Below are 17026 nucleotides of genomic sequence, written 5' to 3'. Positions count from 1 at the left end.
TACTCTCTACTCCATGACACGCGGCGCGAGTCGCACCCGTTCGACGGACGACCCCGTACCGCAGTGCCGACCAGAAGGAAGCGCCCGTGAACGACCTCCCGATCCTCGCCGTCACCCTCGGCGACCCCGTGGGCATCGGCCCGGAGATCACCCTGAAGACCCTCGCCGAGCCCGAGTCCCTGCAGATGGCGCGCGGGGTCGCGGTCGGTGACGCGATCGTGCTGGAACGCCTGGTCCGGCACCTGGGCCTGAACCTGGAGGTCAACCCGATCGCCACGGTCGCCGACGCGCGCTTCACCACCGGCGTGATCGACATCCTCAACCTCGGCGTGGTCCGCGAGGACCTGCCGTGGGGCGAGGTGAACGCGACCGCGGGCGCGGCGGCGGTCGGCGCGATCGAGGTGGCCACCCGGCTCGCGCTGGCCGGCGAGGTCGACGCGGTCGTGACCGCGCCGATCAACAAGGAGGCGATCTGGGCCGCGGGCTCGCAGCACCTCGGGCACACCGAGATGCTCGGCGAGCTGACCGGCTCGACCCGGTTCAACACGATGTTCTGGGTGTCGGGGCTGAAGATCTTCTTCGCCACCAGGCACCTTTCGCTGCGCGAAGCGATCGACCGGATCACCCGGGAGAACATCGAGTACGCGATCCGCGAGGCGTACACCGCGCTGGAGGTGTTCGGCACGGAGAAACCGCGGCTCGCCGTGGCGGCGCTGAACCCGCACGGCGGCGAGGGCGGCAAGTTCGGCGACGAGGAGATCGTCGCCATCGCGCCCGCGGTGGCCGCCGCGCGGGCCGCGGGCCTCGACGTGGTCGGCCCGCTCCCCGCGGACTCCGTTTTCCACCAAGGGATCCAGGGCCACTTCGACGGCGTGCTCTCGCTCTACCACGACCAAGGGCACATCGCGTCGAAGACCTACGACTTCGACGGCACGGTGTCGGTCACCGTCGGGCTGCCGATCCTGCGCACGTCGGTGGACCACGGCACGGCGTTCGACATCGCCGGCACCGGCCGGGCCTCGCACGGCACGATGGTCGCGGCGTTCAAGGCGGCGGCGGCGCTGGCGCCGTACGCGCGGAAGCTGCCCTCGATCTACCCGCCCGGCCGATGACGTCCCAGCCACGACCGGGCACCCGTGACCGGCGCGCGATGCTGCTGGAAGCCGTCCGCGACGGCTCGGGCGGCATCACGCGGCTGGCCGAGGAGTTCGGCGTCTCCGAGTCGACGATCCGCCGCGACCTCGCTTCGCTCGCCGGAGCCGGGCATGTCGTGCGCACCTACGGCGGCGCGCTCGACACCGGGCCCAGGGATCGCGGTTTCCGGGAGAAGGACCAGGAGCACGCGGCGGCGAGGGACTCCATCGCCCGCGAAGCCGCCGCCTTGGTGCGGGACGGCGAAGTCGTGCTGCTCGACGCCGGGACGATCACCGGGCGGCTCGCCCGCCACCTGGCCCACCGCGAGGGGCTGACGGTGGTCACCAACAGCGTCACCGCGATCCGCGAGCTGGCCGGCTTCCCCGGGATCGACCTGATCGTGCTCGGCGGGCGGCTGCGGCACCCCGGCGAGGCGATCCTCGGCGAGAGCGTCCTCGCGCAACTGCGGCACGTCTCACCCGACCGGGTGTTCCTCGGCACCGACGGCCTGGTGTCCGGACGGGGTCTGTGCTGCCCGTCACTCGAGCAGTCGGTGGTCCAGCACGCGATGCTGCACGCGGGAGCCGAGGCGTACGTGCTGGCCGACCATTCCCAGCTGGGCCAGGCACCCTTCCCTTACTGGACCCCGCTGGACCGGGAGTTCCGCCTGGTCACCGACCGCACGAAGGTCGACATCCAGTACTCGCCGTTCGCCGAGAGCGGAGGCGTCCTGCTGGCCGGCGGAACCGAAACTGTCGGAGGGGGCGCGCATCATGGACCACGTGGCAGCTGACGTGCTCGACCTCTTCTCCCCCGCGACCCGGGACTGGTTCGCGGGCGCCTTCGCCGCGCCCACCGCGGCACAGGAGGGGGCCTGGCGGGCCGCGCACGCGGGCGAACACGCCCTCGTCGTCGCGCCGACCGGGTCCGGCAAGACCCTGTCCGCGTTCCTCTGGGCGCTGGACCGGCTCTCGATGGAACCGCCGCCGGCCGAAGCCACGAAACGCTGCCGGATCCTCTACGTCTCGCCGTTGAAGGCCCTGGCGGTCGACGTCCAGCGGAACCTGCGGGCCCCGCTCGCCGGGATCTCGCAGGCGACCCGGCGGCTCGGGCTGCCGGTGCCCGACATCACGGTCGGCATGCGCACCGGCGACACCACCGCGGCCGAGCGCCGCTCGTTCGGCAAGACCCCGCCGGACGTGCTGGTGACCACACCCGAGTCGCTGTTCCTGATCCTGACCTCGTCGGCACGGGAGTCCCTGCGCGGCGTCGAGACGGTGATCGTCGACGAGGTGCACGCGGTCGCCGGCGGCAAGCGCGGCGCGCACCTGGCCCTGTCGCTGGAGCGGCTGGACTCGCTGCTGGCGAAGCCCGCGCAGCGGATCGGCCTGTCGGCGACGGTCCGCCCGGTCGACGAGGTGAGCGCGTTCCTGGCCGGCGGCCGCCCGGTGCGGGTGGTGCAGCCGAAGCTGGCGAAGACCATCGAGGTGCGGGTCGAGGTCCCCGTCGACGACATGAGCAACCTCGACGCGCCGCGCGGTCCGGCGCCGAGCCCGTTCGACGAGCTGGAGTCGATGACCACCGCGTTCCCGCCGGGTGAGGTCGCCCCCGGCGGGCTGGGCACGCTGGAGGAGATCTCCGGCAACCCGGTGCAGCGGCCGTCGATCTGGCCCGCGGTCGAGGAGCGGGTGCTGAGCCTGATCCAGTCCCACCGCTCGACCATCGTGTTCGCCAACTCCCGGCGGCTCACCGAGCGGATGACCGCGCGGCTCAACGAACTCGCCGCCGAACAGACCGAGCTCACCGCCGGCGACACCTTCCCGGCGGAGGCCGTCGGGCAGTCGGGCGTGAGCACCGGCGCGCCGGCGGTGATCGCGCGGGCGCACCACGGGTCGATGTCGCGGGAGCAGCGCACGCACGTCGAAGAGGCGCTCAAGTCCGGGCAGCTGCCGTGCGTGGTGGCGACGTCGTCGCTGGAGCTGGGCATCGACATGGGCGCGGTCGACCTGGTGGTGCAGATCGAGGCGCCGCCGACGGTGGCGTCCGGGCTGCAGCGCGTCGGCCGCGCCGGGCACCAGGTCGGCGCGGTGTCCTCCGGGGTGATGTTCCCGAAGTTCCGCGGGGACCTCGTGTCCTGCGCGGTCGTCGCGGAACGGATGGCGAGCGGGGCGATCGAAGCCGTCCGGTACCCGCGCAACCCGCTCGACGTCCTGGCGCAGCACGTCGTGGCCATGGTGGCGCTCGAGCCGTGGTCGGTCACGGACCTCGCGACGCTGGTGCGGCGGGCGGCGCCGTTCGCCGCGCTGCCGGACGACGCGCTGCACGCGGTGCTCGACATGCTCGCCGGCCGGTACCCGAGTGAGGAGTTCGGCGAGCTGCGGGCGCGGATCACCTGGGACCGCATCGCCGGCGAGCTGCGCGGCCGGCCGGGTTCGCAACGGCTGGCCGTCACCTCGGGCGGCACCATCCCGGACCGCGGCCTGTTCACCGTCATGACCCCGGGCGGAGACGACAAACCGGGCTCGCGGGTCGGTGAGTTCGACGAAGAGATGGTGTACGAGTCGCGCGTCGGCGACACCATCCTGCTGGGCACGTCGTCGTGGCGGATCACCGACATCACGCACGACCGCGTCATCGTGGTGCCCGCGCCGGGCGAGCCGGCGCGGATGCCGTTCTGGAAGGGCGACGCACCAGGGCGTCCGCTGGAACTGGGCCGGGCGCTGGGGAAATTCGTCCGCGAACTGTCCACATCGGACGACGAGAAGGCGCGGGAGCGGGCCACCGCGGCGGGCCTGGACCAGCGGGCGTGCGACAACCTGCTCGCCTACCTGGCCGAGCAGAAGGCCGCGACCCGGCACGTCCCGAACGACCGCACGATCCTGCTGGAGCGCTACCGCGACGAGCTGGGCGACTGGCGGATCGTCGTGCACTCGCCGTTCGGCGCGCAGGTCAACGCGCCGTGGGCGCTGGCGATCGCCGCGCGGCTGCGGGAGAACCGCGGGGTCGACGCCCAGATCGCGCACTCCGACGACGGCATCGTGCTGCGCCTGCCCGACGCGCTCGACGCCGAGGGCGCGGACGTCACGATCGGCGCGGACGACATCCTGCTCGACCCCGAAGAGGTCGAGCAGCTGATCGTCGCCGAGGTGGGCGGCTCGGCGGTGTTCGCGGCCCGGTTCCGGGAGTGCGCGGCGCGGTCGCTGCTGCTGCCACGCCGGGACCCGCGGCGCCGGACCCCGTTGTGGCAGCAGCGGCAGCGGGCGTCGCAGCTGCTGTCGGTCGCGGCGAAGTACGAACGTTTCCCGGTCGTGCTCGAGGCGATGCGCGAGGTCCTGCAGGACGTCTACGACGTGGGCGGGCTGCGCGAGCTGATGGCCGACGTCCGGGCCCGCAAGGTCCGGCTGGTGGAGGTCGAGACGCCGGCCGCGTCACCGTTCGCGCGCAGCCTGCTCTTCGGCTACATCGGCATGTTCCTCTACGAGACCGACGCGCCGCTGGCGGAGCGGCGCGCGGCGGCGCTGTCGCTGGATTCGGGGCTGCTGGCCGAACTCCTGGGCACCGAGGCGATCCGGGAGCTGCTCGATCCCGACGCCGTCTCCGAGGTCACGCGGTCGTTGCAGCGCCTCGACCCCGACCGCCACGCGCGTTCGGCCGAAGACGCCGCCGACCTGCTGCGGTTCATCGGCGACCTGACCGTCGCGGAGGCCGGGGAGCGCGGGATCCGGCCGGAGTGGCTCACCGAGCTGGAAGGGGCGCGGCGCGCGCTCCGGGTGCGGATCGGTGGCGAGGAACGGTTCATCGCGATCGAGGACGCGGGCCGGGTGCGGGACGCGCTGGGCACCGCGCTGCCGGTCGGCGTGCCCGAGGCGTTCACCGAACCGGTCGCGGACCCGCTCGGGGACCTGCTGTCGCGCTACGCCCGCAGCCGGGGTCCGTTCGCGGCGGCGGCCGTGGCCGCGCGGTTCGGGCTCGGCACGGCCGTCGTCACCGGCGTCCTCGACCGGCTGACCGGGGAAGGCCGCCTGGTCCGGGGCGAGCTGAGTCCCGTCGGGCACCCGGACACCCACGGTGCCGGGGTCGAGTACTGCGATTCGGCGGTGCTGCGCCGGCTGCGGCGAGCGTCGCTGGCGAAGCTGCGGGCCGAGGTGGAACCGGTCGAACCGGCGGCGCTGGGGCGGTTCCTGCCGTCGTGGCACGGGTTCGGCGGTCGCGTCCGGGCGGCGCCGACGGCGGACGACGTGCTCTCGGTGGTTGAGCAGCTCGCCGGGGCGCCGTTGCCGGCGAGCGCGGTGGAGTCGCTGATCCTGCCGGGGCGGCTACCGGGCTACTCGCCCGCGTTGCTGGACGAGCTGACGACCGCGGGCGAAGTCACCTGGGCGGGCTGCGGCGCGCTGTCGGGCGGCGACGGCTGGATCGCCCTCGCGCCCACCGACGTCGCCGACCTGTTGCTGCCCGAGGTCGTCGAAGACATCCCGACCGGCCCGCTGCACGACGCCATCGTGTCCACTTTGGAGGGTGGCGCGCTGTTCTTCCGGCAGCTGGTGGACCGCGCGACCGTGCTGGTGGACAAGGCGCCGAGCGACGCCGAAACCGTGGCCGCGCTGTGGGATCTGGTGTGGGCCGGGCTGGTCACCGGCGACACGCTGGGGCCGTTGCGCGCCCAGGTCGCCGGGCACGGCGCACACAAACCCCGCCGCCAGGCCCCGCGCGGCCGGTACGCGCGGCTGCGGGCGGGGCGGCCGCAGATGCCGTCGCGCTCCGGCCCGCCGACCGTCGCCGGCCGGTGGGCGCTGACCCCCGTCCGCGAGACCGACGCCACCCGGCGGGCCCACGCGCGCACCGAGGCGTTCCTGGAGCGCCACGGCGTCCTGACCCGCGGCGCGCTCGACACCGAACGCGTCACCGGCGGGTTTTCCGGGATCTACAAGGTGTTGCGCGGCATGGAGGACACCGGCCAGGTGATCCGCGGGTACGTCGTGGAGGGCCTCGGCGCGGCCCAGTTCGCGGCGAAGGGCGCGGTGGACCGGCTGCGCGCGCTGTCCGGCCCGGGCCGTCCCGCTCCCGGGCGCGCGGTGGTCCTGGCGGCGGCGGACCCGGCCCAGCCGTACGGCGCGGCGCTGCCCTGGCCCGCCGCGACCGGCGACACGAAGCATCGTCCGGCGCGCAAGGCGGGTGCGCTGGCGGTGCTGGTGGACGGGGTGCCGGCGCTGTACGTCGAGCGCGGCGGCCGATCGCTGCTGAGCTTCACGGAGGAACGGCAACCGCTCACCGACGCGGCCCAAGCATTGTCAGCGGCGGTCCGCGAAGGCTGGCTTGGCCAGTTGTCGGTCCAGCGCGCGGACGGCGAGCAAGCCCTGACCTCCGAACTCGCGCAAGTACTGACGGAGGCGGGTTTCCGCGCGACACCCTCGGGGCTGCGGCTCCGCGCCTGATCCCCCGGCCACCCGCGGCGGGTTCGTGGTGATTCCCCGGCGGGGCGATTCACCGCTGGCCTAAGCTGCCAGTCCGACACCGCACGAAGGATGTTCTGCTCATGGCCATGCGCGAGCTGCGCTATTTCGGGGACCCGATCCTCAAGTCCGCCTGTGATCCGGTCACGGTTTTCGACGAGAAGCTCGAGGCGCTCGTGCGGGACCTGGTCGACTCCGTGAAACCCGACGGGCGGGCCGGGCTGGCCGCGCCGCAGATCGGCGTCGGGCTGCGGATCTTCAGCTACGACGTCGCCGGGCTCACCGGGTACGTCATCAACCCCGAGATCGTCGAGCTGTCCGAAGAGACGCACGAGATCAACGAGGGCTGTCTTTCGGTGCCGGAGCTGTGGTTCCCCACCGAGCGGGCGGTGCACGCCAAGGTCCGCGGTGTCGACGTGCACAACGAGCCGATCGAGGTGGAGGGCGAAGAAGTGCTGGCGCAGTGCCTGCAGCACGAAACCGACCATCTCGACGGCGTTCTCTACCTCGACCGGCTCACGACCGAGCGCAAGAAGACCGCTCTGCGCGAAGCGCGGGACAAGGACTGGTTCTGGAAGCGCTGACCGCGCTCAAGCCGGCAGGAACAACCTGAGCTTGGCCCCGTCCTCCGAGCCACGCTCGGTGCGCAGTCCGGCTCGGGCCGCGGTGCGGGGCAGGACGTCGTCGCCGGCGAGGCAGTCGGCGGTCAGCTCCGTGATGCCCTGGGCCTCGGCCATGACCGCGAGCCGGGCCAGCAGGGCCGTGCCGATGCCCTGGCGCTGCCAGTCGTCCTCGACGAGCAGGGAGATTTCGGCGCCGCCCGCCGCGGACGGGATGAGCTGGGCCAGGCCGATCACCTCCCGGCCGAAGACGGCCAGCACGCTCGTGCCGCGCGGGGGCATCAGCAGGCGGTGCAGCCAGCGGCGCGGCACCGTCCGCACCCCCGTGTGGTAGCGGCGGAACAGCGTCGCCATCGAGCAGCGGCGGTGCAGTTCGGACACCGCGTCGGCGTCGCCGGGGACGCCCTTGCGCAGGACGATCGCCGCGCCGTCCGGGCGGTCGAGGACGACCGGGCCCGCGACGTTCCGGGCCGCCGCGGTGAGCAGCGTGACGAGTGATTCGGCGCGGGTGAGCTCGAGCTGCACGAACGGCGCCCACTGGCGGCGCGCGACCAGCGCGGTGTCGGCGCCGAGCTCGAACACCGCGCGGTGCCCGCTCTCGGTGCGGGCCGGGTTGGTCTCGGTCGCGGGGACGAGCGTGACGACGTCGGCGGCCAGGACCTCCTTCAGCACCTCGGCGAGGCGGGCCGGATCGTCGATCGCGCGCCGGGCCGCGGCCAGCGTCGACGACGCCGAGTCGACCAGCTCGTGGACGTCGGCGTCGATGATCGCGGTGCACTCGCAGCCCTCGTCGCGGATGGCGTCGACCAGGAGCCGCCGGGGCAGGCCGATCGCGGGACGCAGCACGATCTCGTCCAGCACGCCGCCCGGGACCGGCAGCACGGTCAGGCCGAGGATGTTGCACTCGAGGTCGGCGAGCCGGATGGCGATGCGGGCCAGGGTGCCCGGGTGGTCGTGCATCCGGACCCGCACCCGCCACGCGGACGGCACGGCCGGCTCCTCGACGGCGGCCGGCTGACCGTGCTGGGGCAACGCTCGAGAGGTCTCCATGCCCACCACGGTCCCCCGCGGTTGTTGCCTCACCGGGACGCGAGTGTTTCGCGCAGGTCAGCGTTCGACGCGACCCGGCAACTCCGGCGAAACACACAAGCCCCACACCCCGTCGGCGCAGCCGCCAACGCGACACCGGGCTCAGGCCGGGCCCGGCTACGGCCGGCCCGCCGACCTGGGGAGAAACCCGGTCCCGGACGTACCCGCCGACCCACGGCAGCTCGCTTCCGGCTCGGCGACGGTCAGCCCGCTGCGCACCGACCGGGGAACAGGTACGGCCGGCGGCAGCTTCGCCGCCAACCGGGGACGGGCACGGCCTGCCGACCGCTGGGCCGCCGGCCAAGGACAAGCCTGTCCCGCGGCAGCCCGACCGCCGACCTGGGGACGGGCACGGCCTGCCGACCACTGGGCACCGGCTGAGGACAAGCCTGTCCCGCGGCAGCCCGACCGCCGACCCGAGGACCGGCTCAGCTCGCACCCGCGCACCAGCCGGGTCGGCCGTCGGCGCGAGAACTCGCCGCGGCCAGGCGGCAGGGGCTCAGGCCGCCACTTGCGTCAACCAGGTCCGCAGCTCGGTGGCCACCCTGACCGGGGCGTCCAGCTGGATGAGGTGGCCCGCCCCTTCGACCGGGGTCAACGTTGCGCCCGGGATGCCTGCCGCGAGCCGTTCGCCCAGCGAAATCGGGATCCAGGTGTCCTCCGTGCCCCACAGCACCCGCACCGGGAGGTCCAGCCGGCCCAGCCGCTGCTCGTTCTCGGCGAGGTAGCTCTCGTCGTACGCGGCGATCTGGCGGTAGAGCGCGGGCTGGCCCTCGTCGCCCAGCCACGGGGCCACGAGCGCGGCCAGGTCCGCCTCTCGCAGCTGACGGAAAGCCGCGTTACCGATGTACGCCCGGACCAGCGCCTCGTGGATGTACGGCGGCACGTGGGCCAGCACGTCCGGGTGCTGCTTGACCAGCTGGAAGAACGGCGATCCCGACGGCGGGATCGCCACCGCGTCGGCCAGCAGCAGCGACGCGTACGGAAACGCCGTGGAACAGGTGGGCGCGCAGCGACACCGCGCCGCCGTAGTCGTGGGCCACGACGTGCGGGCGTTCCAGGCCCCAGTGGGTGAGCAGGGCGGCGAACGCCTCCGTCTGGACGCCGAAGTCGACGGCGTGGGACGGGTCCTTCGACGACCGGCCGTAGCCTGGCATGTCCCAGAGGTACACCGTGAAGTCGCCGCTCAGCGCTTCGGCGAAGGGCCGCCACAGCCAGGACGACCAGGGCGTTCCGTGGCAGAACACCACCGCGGGCCCGGAACCCGCGCGCTCCCAGGCGATCCGGCGCCCCTGCCAGTCGAAGTTCTCCATGCCTCCCAAGCTAGGTCAGCGCGGGGTCAGCACGCAGAACTCGTTGCCCTCCGGGTCGGTCAGCACGCGCCACGGCACCCGGACGCCTTCGCGGTCCGCCGGGGCCGCGCCCGCCACCAGGACCTCCGACACCGCCGCCGCGTGATCGGCGCCGGCCGGGGGCGCGATGTCCAGGTGCACCCGGTTCTTCACGCGCTTCGCGTCCTCGTTGCGCAGGAACTCCAGCCACGGCCCGCGGCCCGACGGGGCGCGCAGGCCCACGATGACGTCACCCTGGCCGGCCCGGACCTCCCAGCCCGTGATGCCCGCCCAGAAGTCCGCCAGCCGCGGCGGGGACCAGGCGTCGACCAGGATCGACGCCACCGCGCCGGTGTCCGCGTACTGCTCGCGCGGCTCCAGGACGCAGAACTCGTTGCCCTCCGGATCCGCCAGCACCACCCACGGCACCGCGCCCTGCCCGATGTCGACGCGCCGGGCGCCCAGCTCCAGGGCGCGCGCGACCAGCTCCTCCTGGTGCGCGGGCGTCCGGCTCGCCAGGTCGAGGTGGATGCGGTTCTTGACGACCTTGGCTTCCGGCACCGGGACGAACACCAGGTCCAGGTCCCAGCCGTCGGTCTCCGGGGCGCGGACATCGACCTCGTCCGGCAGCTCCCCGGCGACGCGCCAGCCGAGCAGCGCGGCCCAGAAGTCCGCCAGGACCCTCGGCCGCGCCGCGTCGATCACCAGGTTGACCAGGCGAGTGCTCATGCGCCGCAGGCTAGCCGCGACCCCCGACAATTCCGGTTCGGCTTCCCCACCGGCCGGGTCATCGGGTCGCGAGCCGCAGCAGCGCCCAGAGCTGCGCCGCCTGGTCGTGCACTCCTCGCACGGTCACCGAGGTCAGGGACGCCCGGCCCCAGAGCCACAGGTAGATCCGCTCCGGTTCGGCCGTGACGACGTCGTCCGCGGCCTCGGCCTCCTCGGCCGAGCAGTGCCAGGCCTGCGTCACCTCCGGACCGGCCCGCGCGATCCAGCTGTGGCCGCCCGCCAGCACGCCGACCGAGCCCGCTTTCGTGCCGGTCAGCCCGAGCAGCGGCAGCTTCTGCCCGAACCAGAGGATCAGTGCTTCGTCGATGCCGTCGAGCGCCAGGTCTTCAGGCACCTCGCGCGGCTCCACACCCGCGGACTGTTCGACGTCGACGCGGTGCACCAGGGTCTCGTGCACCATCCGCCGCCGCCAGAAGCCGTACGTCGGGTCGGCGGGCCACCACGTGTCGGCGTGCTCCGCCGGGTCGTGCGCCGCCAGCTCGTCGAGCAGTTCGGCCAGCCCGGTCTCCAGGTAGTCCGCCAGGCCCTGGCCGGGCGCGGGGTCCCGCGGCCACTCGTCCGGGACGCGCCCTTCGGCCAGCCGGCGCCGGACCATCCGGTAGCGGCTGCCGACGTGCCGGGCCACCTCGCCGAGCGACCAGCCCGGGCACGCGGGCACCGGCGCCTCGAGCGGCGCCGCGCGCACCGCTTCGACCAGTACTCCGCCTTCGATCCCCAACGCCGTGAGCAGCCGCCCTTGGTCGATCAGGCCGTGCTCACGCGACATGGGCGTCCTCGGCGATCGGCAGGCCGTGCACGAGACGGCGGACCAGCTCCAGGAACGGCTCGGCGGCGCGCACCAGCGCCGCGGCCGACTCCGCGGTGACCCGGCCGGTGATGCCGGCCTGCGCGTCGGCGCGCATGGCCGAATTGCTCGCGAAGAAGGCGGACCACTCCCGCAGCTCGGGGGCATCGGCGTCGAGCAGGACCCACGTGCTGGCCGGGCGCGAACGACCGCGGTGCGGGCGGCCGTGGGCGGCGAGCACCGCGGCGGCGCCGCGCAACGCGGCGAGGTAGGCGCCGATGAACCGCTCCGCGGGATCGGCTTCCCGCTCGGCTTCGGCGAGGCCGCGCCGCGCCTGGGCGAGCAGGCCGGCCGCCGCCGGCGAGGCGGGCGGGCGCAGCGACAGGGGCAGCTGGGGCTGCCCGGGATCCGCGGGGGACACGACCGAGACGGACATGACGACCCTCCTCCTGCGCGTTGTGAGCCCGGGCGGTGCCCGGGGCGGGACGCTTGCCCCGCCCCGCGCCGGTCACCTGACCGGCGCGTGCTCACCAGATGTCGAACGTCTGTTCGAACGATTTCCAGAGTAACCCCGGACGTGGCGTTCGCTCAACCCCGAGGCGGAATCCCCCGGACGTGGTGCGGGACACCTCGCCGCCGGCGTGATCTCATAGGTTCATGAGTTCGCTGGACCACCCCGCCGTCACCAAGGTGGCGGCCGCGCTGTCCGAAGCCGGGCAGCACGCCGCCGCCGAAGGCATCCGCGTCCTGCCCGCCGAGGTCCGGACCGCCGCCCAGGCGGCCGAGGCACTCGGCGTGCCGGTGGGGGCCATCGCCAACAGCCTCATCTTCCGCGTGGGGTACGACAAAAACGCGCACGCGCTGCTCGCGCTGACCTCCGGCGCCCACCGCGCGGACCCGGAAACGCTCGCCGGCCTGGCCGGCGCCGAGGCCGTCGGGAAGGCCGACGCCGACTTCGTGCGGGCCCACACCGGGCAGCCGATCGGCGGCGTCGCCCCGGTCGGGCACCCCACGCGGCTGACCACGCTCGTCGACACCGCGCTGGCCGCCCACGACGTCGTCTGGGCCGCCGCCGGGCACCCGAAGACCGTCTTCCCGACGACGTTCGCCGATCTGGTCACCCTGACCGGGGGGACCCCCGGCGCGCTCGCGGGCGCGGAGGAGAATAGCCAGCTGTGACCGCGATGCGCTCCCGTTACGTCCAGCTCTCCGCGGACGAGTTCCGCGCGCGCCTGCCCGAGGCGCTGGACATCTACGTCCGGGCGATGCACTACCCGGCGGGCACCGCCGAGCAGCGGGCGCCGATGTGGCTGACCCACGCGCTGCGCGAGGGCTGGCGCTGCATGGCCGCCTTCGACGCCGACGACGTCCTGCTCGGCCTGGCCTACGGCTACCGCGGCCGGCCGGGGCAGTGGTGGCACGAGCAAGTGCGCCACGGCCTGAGCCGCCGGTCCGGGCCCGCCGAGGCCGACCGCTGGCTGATGGACTACTTCGAGCTGACCGAGATCCACGTCCGGCCGGAGAACCAGGGCCACCGGATCGGCGAGGACCTGCTGCACGGCCTGCTCGACGGCGTGCCGAGCGCGAACGTGCTGCTGTCGACGCCGGAGGGCACGAGCCGGGCGTGGAAGCTCTACCGCCGCACCGGGTTCGTCGACGTCCTGCGCGACTACCACTTCGCCGGCGACCCGCGCCCGTTCGCGATCCTGGGGCGGACGCTGCCCCTCGAGCCCCCCGAGCCCCTCGAGCCGCGCTGAGGGGCAGCGCCGCGACTCACCTCGGTTCGGGCCGCCAGTAGCCGACGGCCAGCGCCGCGACCAGCACGGCCGCGCCGCACCACGCCGTGCCGGCGAGCCGTTCGCCGAGCAGGACCGCGGACAGGATCGCCGCCGTCAGCGGTTCGAGCACCGCCGAGAGCGCGCCCAGCACGGGATGCGCGTCCGCGAGGCCGCGCAGGTACGCGGCGTACGCGAGGGCCGTCGGCACCACACCGAGGTACAGGGCGACCGCGAGGACGTCCGGGTGCAGCGGCAACGCCATGCCGGACCAGCTGGCCAGCGGCGTCAGCAGCAGACCGCCGAGCAGGCAGCCGAACGCCGTCGTGGACAGCGGGTCGAGGCCTTCGACCGGCTTCGCGGTGAGCAGGGTGAGCGTCGCGAAACCGGCCGCCGCGAGCAGCGCGAACGCGAGCCCGCCGAGGGACGCCGAAACGTCCGGCGACCAGCGGAGCAGCACCAGGCCGGCGAGGGTGCCGGCCAGGGAGACCAGCGTCCAGCGGCCGGGACGGCGCCACCTGGCCACGGTGACCACGACGGGCGCCGCGCCGATCGTGGTCATCGTCGCGACGCTCACCGAGCTGAGCGCGACGGCGGCGAAGTAGCTCGCCTGGAACAACGCGAACAGGCCGCCGACGGCGAGCAGCCGCCGGACCGCGGCGCGTCCTTTCGGGCGGGCCTTGACGAACAGGCACGCGACGCCGCCGCCGATGAGCAGCCGCCAGGCCGCGACGGCGAGCGGGTGGAGGCCGGCGAGTTCGCCGAGCAGCGAACCGGCGAGACCGCCGGTGCCCCACAGGACACCGGCGAGGACGAGCGCGGCCGACGAACGGGCGCGCACGGGTAGGGCGAGGGACATCGGAAAACGCTCCTGCGTCGAAGGAATCGGAATCGACGACGCGGGGCGATCTGCTTCAGAGCACCACGAAGAAGCCGCGGGTCACGCGGCGAAGACCACCCCGCTCAGGCGCGGGGCGGCGGGGTGACGAACAGGATCCGATGCACAGAGCCGACGTTAGCGGGGACGTCGTGGCGGGCGCGACCGGTTTTCGGGCCCGCTTGTCCACAGGGGTGCCTTGTTGTGGACAAGCGGGCCCGGAAAGGGCTTTCCGGGCGGGATCGTCGGCCAGGCCCGATAAACTGGACGTGGGACGCCCCCCAGGGATGGGCGGGGGCTCGGTTCTGGAGGGGCGGGGGCTCGGTTCCGGAGGGGCGGGGGCTCGGTTCCGGAGGGGCGGGGGCCTGGTCGGTCGTCAGTCCAGCTGGGCCAGCTGGTCCCGCAGTGTGTCCAGGCCCATGCCGCCCAGGTCGAGGGCCTGGGTGTGGAAGCGCTTGATGTCGAACGACGCTCCCGCGCGGGCCCGGGCGTCCTCGCGGGCCGCCAGCCAGAGGCGCTCGCCGATCTTGTACGACGGGGCCTGGCCCGGCCAGCCCAGGTACCGGTCGATCTCGTCGCGGACGTGGGCGGGGTCGGTGATCGTGCGGGTCAGCATGAACTCCAGCCCCAGGTCGGGGGTCCAGCGCTCCCCTTCGTGGAAGCCGGTGCCCGCCGGGATCTCCAGCTCCAGGTGCATGCCCAGGTCGATGATCACGCGGGCGGCGCGGAACAGCTGCTCGGACAGCATGCCCAGCAGGTCGCCGTCGTCGGAGAGGTAGCCCAGGTCCTGCATCAGGCGCTCGGAGTACAGCGCCCAGCCCTCCGCGTGGCCCGACGTGAACGCCATCATCCGCTGGTACTTGTTCAGCGCGTCCGACCGGTCGACCGCCGTCGCGATCTGGAGGTGGTGGCCCGGCGCGCCCTCGTGGTAGACCGTGCTCGTCTCGCGCCAGGTGATGAACTCGTCGCGGCCCGGCGGCAGCGACCACCACATGCGGCCCGGCCGGCCGAAGTCCTCGCTCGGCCCGGTGTAGTACGCGCCGACGCCGCCGCCCGGCGGGGCGATCAGGCACTCCAGCGCCATCACCCGGTCCGAGATGTCGAAATGCTTGCCGCGCAACGACTTCAGCGCGTCATCCGAGAGCCGCTGCATCCACGCCTCGAACTCGGCGCGCCCCTGGACGCGGTAGCGCGGGTCGGCGTCGAGCTGCGCCGCCGCCTCCGCCGGGGTGGCGCCGGCCTTGACGCGGTTCGCGACGGTGCGCATCTCGGCCTCGATGCGGGCGAACTCCGCCCAGCCCCACTCGTAGGCCTCGCGCAGGTCGAGCGCCGCACCGACGAAGTACCGCGACCACAGGCGGTAGACGTCCTCGCCGACGGCGTCCTTGCCCGGGGCCTTCGGCGCCAGCTCGGCGCGCAGGAATCCGGCGAACTCGGCGAACGCCTCTTCGGCGGCCCGCGCGCCGCGCGTGAGGTCGGTCTTGAGCGCGTCGCCCTGCTTCTCCGCACCGCCGACGAGCTCGCTGAAGAAGCCCTTCTCCTCCTTCAGCCCGGCCCACGTCTCGCACTGCTCCGCGACCTTCGCGACCTGACGCAACGCCGCGACGTGGCCCGCGTCGGAGCCGGCCAGCAGGCCCGTGCGGATCCCGGCCAGTGCCTTCGGCACCTCGCCGATCCGCGCCGCGACGACCGACCAGTCGGCCTCGGTGTCCACCGGCATCAGGTCGAAGGCCATCCGCAGTTCCTGGACCGGACTGGAGATCACGTTGAGCTGCGCCACGTCGAGGCCGGCTTCGTGGATCTCCAGTTCGAGCCCGACGCGCTCGGTGAACACGGCCTTCGCGGCCCGTTCGCCGGCGTCGGCGGGCTCGGCCGCGGTCACGGCGGCGTGCGCCCGCGCGGCCAGTCCGGCGCGCTCGTCGAACCCGGCGGGCGAGTAGTCGGTCAGCCGGTGGTCGTGGCCGATGATGCCGAAGGAGGTCGCGGCGACCGGGTCGGCGGCCGCGTAGTCGTCGACGTAGCGGTCGCAGATCCCGTGCACGCCATCGGAAGAAGAAGCCATGCGCCGCACGCTACCGGTCCACTGAGGGGGTGCGGTACGGACTTAAGTGCGGGGGCTCCGGGTGGCGGAGCCCCCGGCCCGGGGCGGAGCCACGGCTGTCGCAGTCTTAAGTGCGGGGGCTCCGGGTGGCGGAGCCCCCGGCCCGGGGCGGAGCCACGGCTGTCGCAGTCTCAAGTGCGGGCCGGCACCAGCCCCAGCCGCGCGATCACCTCGCGTGTCGCCTTCGACCGGTTGAAGGTGTAGAAGTGCAGGTTCGGCACGCCCTCGGCGATCAGCTTCTCGCACAGCTCGGTGATCACGTCGATGCCCGCGGCGCGGAACGCCTTGGGGTCGTCGGCCAGCGGTTCGAGCCGGTCGAGCACCTTCGCCGGGGCCGGCGCACCCGAGAGCCGGATCGTGGTGTGCAGGGTCCGCAGCGTCGTCAGCGGCATCACGCCGGGCAGCACCGGAACGTCGCAGCCGGTCGCCGCGACACGGTCACGCAGGCGCAGGAAGTCCTCGGCGTCGTGGAACAGCTGCGCGATCGCGAAGTCGGCGCCCGCACGCAGCTTGCGGACCAGGTACTTCGTGTCGTGCTCGAGGTCCGGCGAGCGGGGGTGGCCGTAGGTGTACGCCGAGACGCCGACGCAGAAGTCGCCCAGCTCGCGCACGAGCTGGACCAGCTCCTCGGCGTAGGTGAGGCCCTCCGGGTGCGGGGTCCACTCGCCGTAGACGTCGCCGGGCGGGTCGCCGCGCAGCGCGAGGATGTTGCGGACGCCGACGGAGGCGTACCAGCCGATCACGTTGCGCAGCTCGGCGACGGAGTGGTTGACGGCTGTCAGGTGCGCCATCGGCACCAGCGTCGTCTCGGTCGCGACGCGGGCGATGCTGCGGATCGTGCCGTCGCGGCTGGAGCCGCCGGCCCCGTAGGTGATCGACATGTAGGCCGGGTCGTACGGCTCGAGCTCCCGGACGGCCTTCCACAGGACAGCCTCGTCCGCCGCGTCCCGGGGTGGGAAGAATTCGATGGAGAACTTCGGCCCGTCTCCTCGCAACCGCTCGATCACCGACGTCATACCCGAATGTTAAGGGCCAGTGCCCGACATCCGGGAGTCCCCGTCCGCTTTCCGAGACGG

15 protein-coding genes are annotated in these 17026 nt (G+C 73.6%); 6 read left to right on the top strand and 9 right to left on the bottom strand.

The annotated features are described in order from the left end of the window. Positions 1-86 precede the first annotated feature (86 nt). The 4 genes from pdxA to def all read left to right on the top strand — a co-directional run bounded on the left by pdxA (position 87) and on the right by def (position 7168). Positions 87-1112: a 4-hydroxythreonine-4-phosphate dehydrogenase PdxA gene (pdxA, locus tag ACLJQZ_RS12390; protein WP_410620157.1), complete on the top strand. Its 1026-nt coding sequence runs from the start codon at positions 87-89 to the stop codon at positions 1110-1112. Beyond that, a complete protein-coding gene (locus tag ACLJQZ_RS12385) occupies positions 1109-1927 on the top strand; it encodes a DeoR/GlpR family DNA-binding transcription regulator (protein WP_410620156.1) in 819 nt (272 codons plus the stop codon). Before pdxA ends, ACLJQZ_RS12385 begins: the two co-directional genes overlap by 4 nt. After that, positions 1908-6566 carry a DEAD/DEAH box helicase gene (locus tag ACLJQZ_RS12380; RefSeq protein WP_410620155.1) on the top strand — a complete coding sequence of 1553 codons (4659 nt, stop codon included), beginning with the start codon at positions 1908-1910 and terminating at the stop codon, positions 6564-6566. The genes ACLJQZ_RS12385 and ACLJQZ_RS12380 overlap by 20 nt, the downstream gene beginning before the upstream one ends. A gap of 101 nt (positions 6567-6667) precedes the next feature. Then, a complete protein-coding gene (def, locus tag ACLJQZ_RS12375) occupies positions 6668-7168 on the top strand; it encodes a peptide deformylase (protein ID WP_247062962.1) in 501 nt (166 codons plus the stop codon). Positions 7169-7174: 6 nt separating this feature from the next. Here def and ACLJQZ_RS12370 read toward each other — a convergent pair whose 3' ends face one another. The 6 genes from ACLJQZ_RS12370 to ACLJQZ_RS12345 form a co-directional block, all read right to left on the bottom strand. Next, positions 7175-8254, bottom strand: a complete 1080-nt coding sequence (locus tag ACLJQZ_RS12370; RefSeq protein WP_410620154.1) for a GNAT family N-acetyltransferase — start codon at positions 8252-8254, stop codon at positions 7175-7177. 538 nt (positions 8255-8792) lie between these two features. Further along, entirely contained in the window at positions 8793-9248 is a 456-nt protein-coding gene (locus ACLJQZ_RS12365; RefSeq protein WP_410620436.1) for an alpha/beta fold hydrolase, read from the bottom strand. Beyond that, on the bottom strand, positions 9133-9606 hold the full coding sequence (locus ACLJQZ_RS12360; RefSeq protein ID WP_410620153.1) for an alpha/beta fold hydrolase: 474 nt from the start codon (positions 9604-9606) through the stop codon (positions 9133-9135). Before ACLJQZ_RS12360 ends, ACLJQZ_RS12365 begins: the two co-directional genes overlap by 116 nt. A 15-nt stretch (positions 9607-9621) precedes the next feature. Further along, positions 9622-10353: a VOC family protein gene (locus tag ACLJQZ_RS12355; protein WP_410620152.1), complete on the bottom strand. Its 732-nt coding sequence runs from the start codon at positions 10351-10353 to the stop codon at positions 9622-9624. Between the two features lie 58 nt (positions 10354-10411). Then, on the bottom strand, positions 10412-11179 hold the full coding sequence (locus ACLJQZ_RS12350) for a maleylpyruvate isomerase family mycothiol-dependent enzyme (RefSeq protein WP_410620151.1): 768 nt from the start codon (positions 11177-11179) through the stop codon (positions 10412-10414). Further along, positions 11169-11633 (bottom strand): SAV_6107 family HEPN domain-containing protein, encoded by a 465-nt coding sequence (locus ACLJQZ_RS12345; protein ID WP_326955005.1) that lies wholly within the window; start codon positions 11631-11633, stop codon positions 11169-11171. The genes ACLJQZ_RS12350 and ACLJQZ_RS12345 overlap by 11 nt, the downstream gene beginning before the upstream one ends. 221 nt (positions 11634-11854) lie before the next feature. Here ACLJQZ_RS12345 and ACLJQZ_RS12340 point away from each other — a divergent pair, with 221 nt between their 5' ends. Then, on the top strand, positions 11855-12376 hold the full coding sequence (locus ACLJQZ_RS12340) for a YbaK/EbsC family protein (protein ID WP_410620150.1): 522 nt from the start codon (positions 11855-11857) through the stop codon (positions 12374-12376). Between the two features lie 5 nt (positions 12377-12381). Continuing rightward, positions 12382-12954 carry a GNAT family N-acetyltransferase gene (locus tag ACLJQZ_RS12335; protein ID WP_410620424.1) on the top strand — a complete coding sequence of 191 codons (573 nt, stop codon included), beginning with the start codon at positions 12382-12384 and terminating at the stop codon, positions 12952-12954. A gap of 16 nt (positions 12955-12970) precedes the next feature. On the opposite strand, the gene ACLJQZ_RS12330 is transcribed toward ACLJQZ_RS12335, so the two are convergent. The 3 genes from ACLJQZ_RS12330 to ACLJQZ_RS12320 all read right to left on the bottom strand — a co-directional run bounded on the left by ACLJQZ_RS12330 (position 12971) and on the right by ACLJQZ_RS12320 (position 16966). Further along, the gene (locus tag ACLJQZ_RS12330) at positions 12971-13831 is read right to left on the bottom strand and encodes a DMT family transporter (protein WP_410620149.1); all 861 of its coding nucleotides are present in this window, start codon (positions 13829-13831) and stop codon (positions 12971-12973) included. A gap of 394 nt (positions 13832-14225) precedes the next feature. After that, a complete protein-coding gene (locus ACLJQZ_RS12325) occupies positions 14226-15911 on the bottom strand; it encodes a DUF885 domain-containing protein (protein WP_410620148.1) in 1686 nt (561 codons plus the stop codon). A 170-nt stretch (positions 15912-16081) separates the two neighbouring features. Next, on the bottom strand, positions 16082-16966 hold the full coding sequence (locus ACLJQZ_RS12320) for a methylenetetrahydrofolate reductase (RefSeq protein ID WP_410620147.1): 885 nt from the start codon (positions 16964-16966) through the stop codon (positions 16082-16084). Between the last annotated feature and the right edge of the window lie 60 nt (positions 16967-17026).

It is taken from the genome of Amycolatopsis sp. cmx-8-4 (assembly GCF_046548675.1).
Taxonomy (GTDB): domain Bacteria; phylum Actinomycetota; class Actinomycetes; order Mycobacteriales; family Pseudonocardiaceae; genus Amycolatopsis.
The sequence above is the reverse complement of the archived record's forward strand: the minus strand, read 5'-3'. Positions and strand labels throughout refer to the sequence as shown.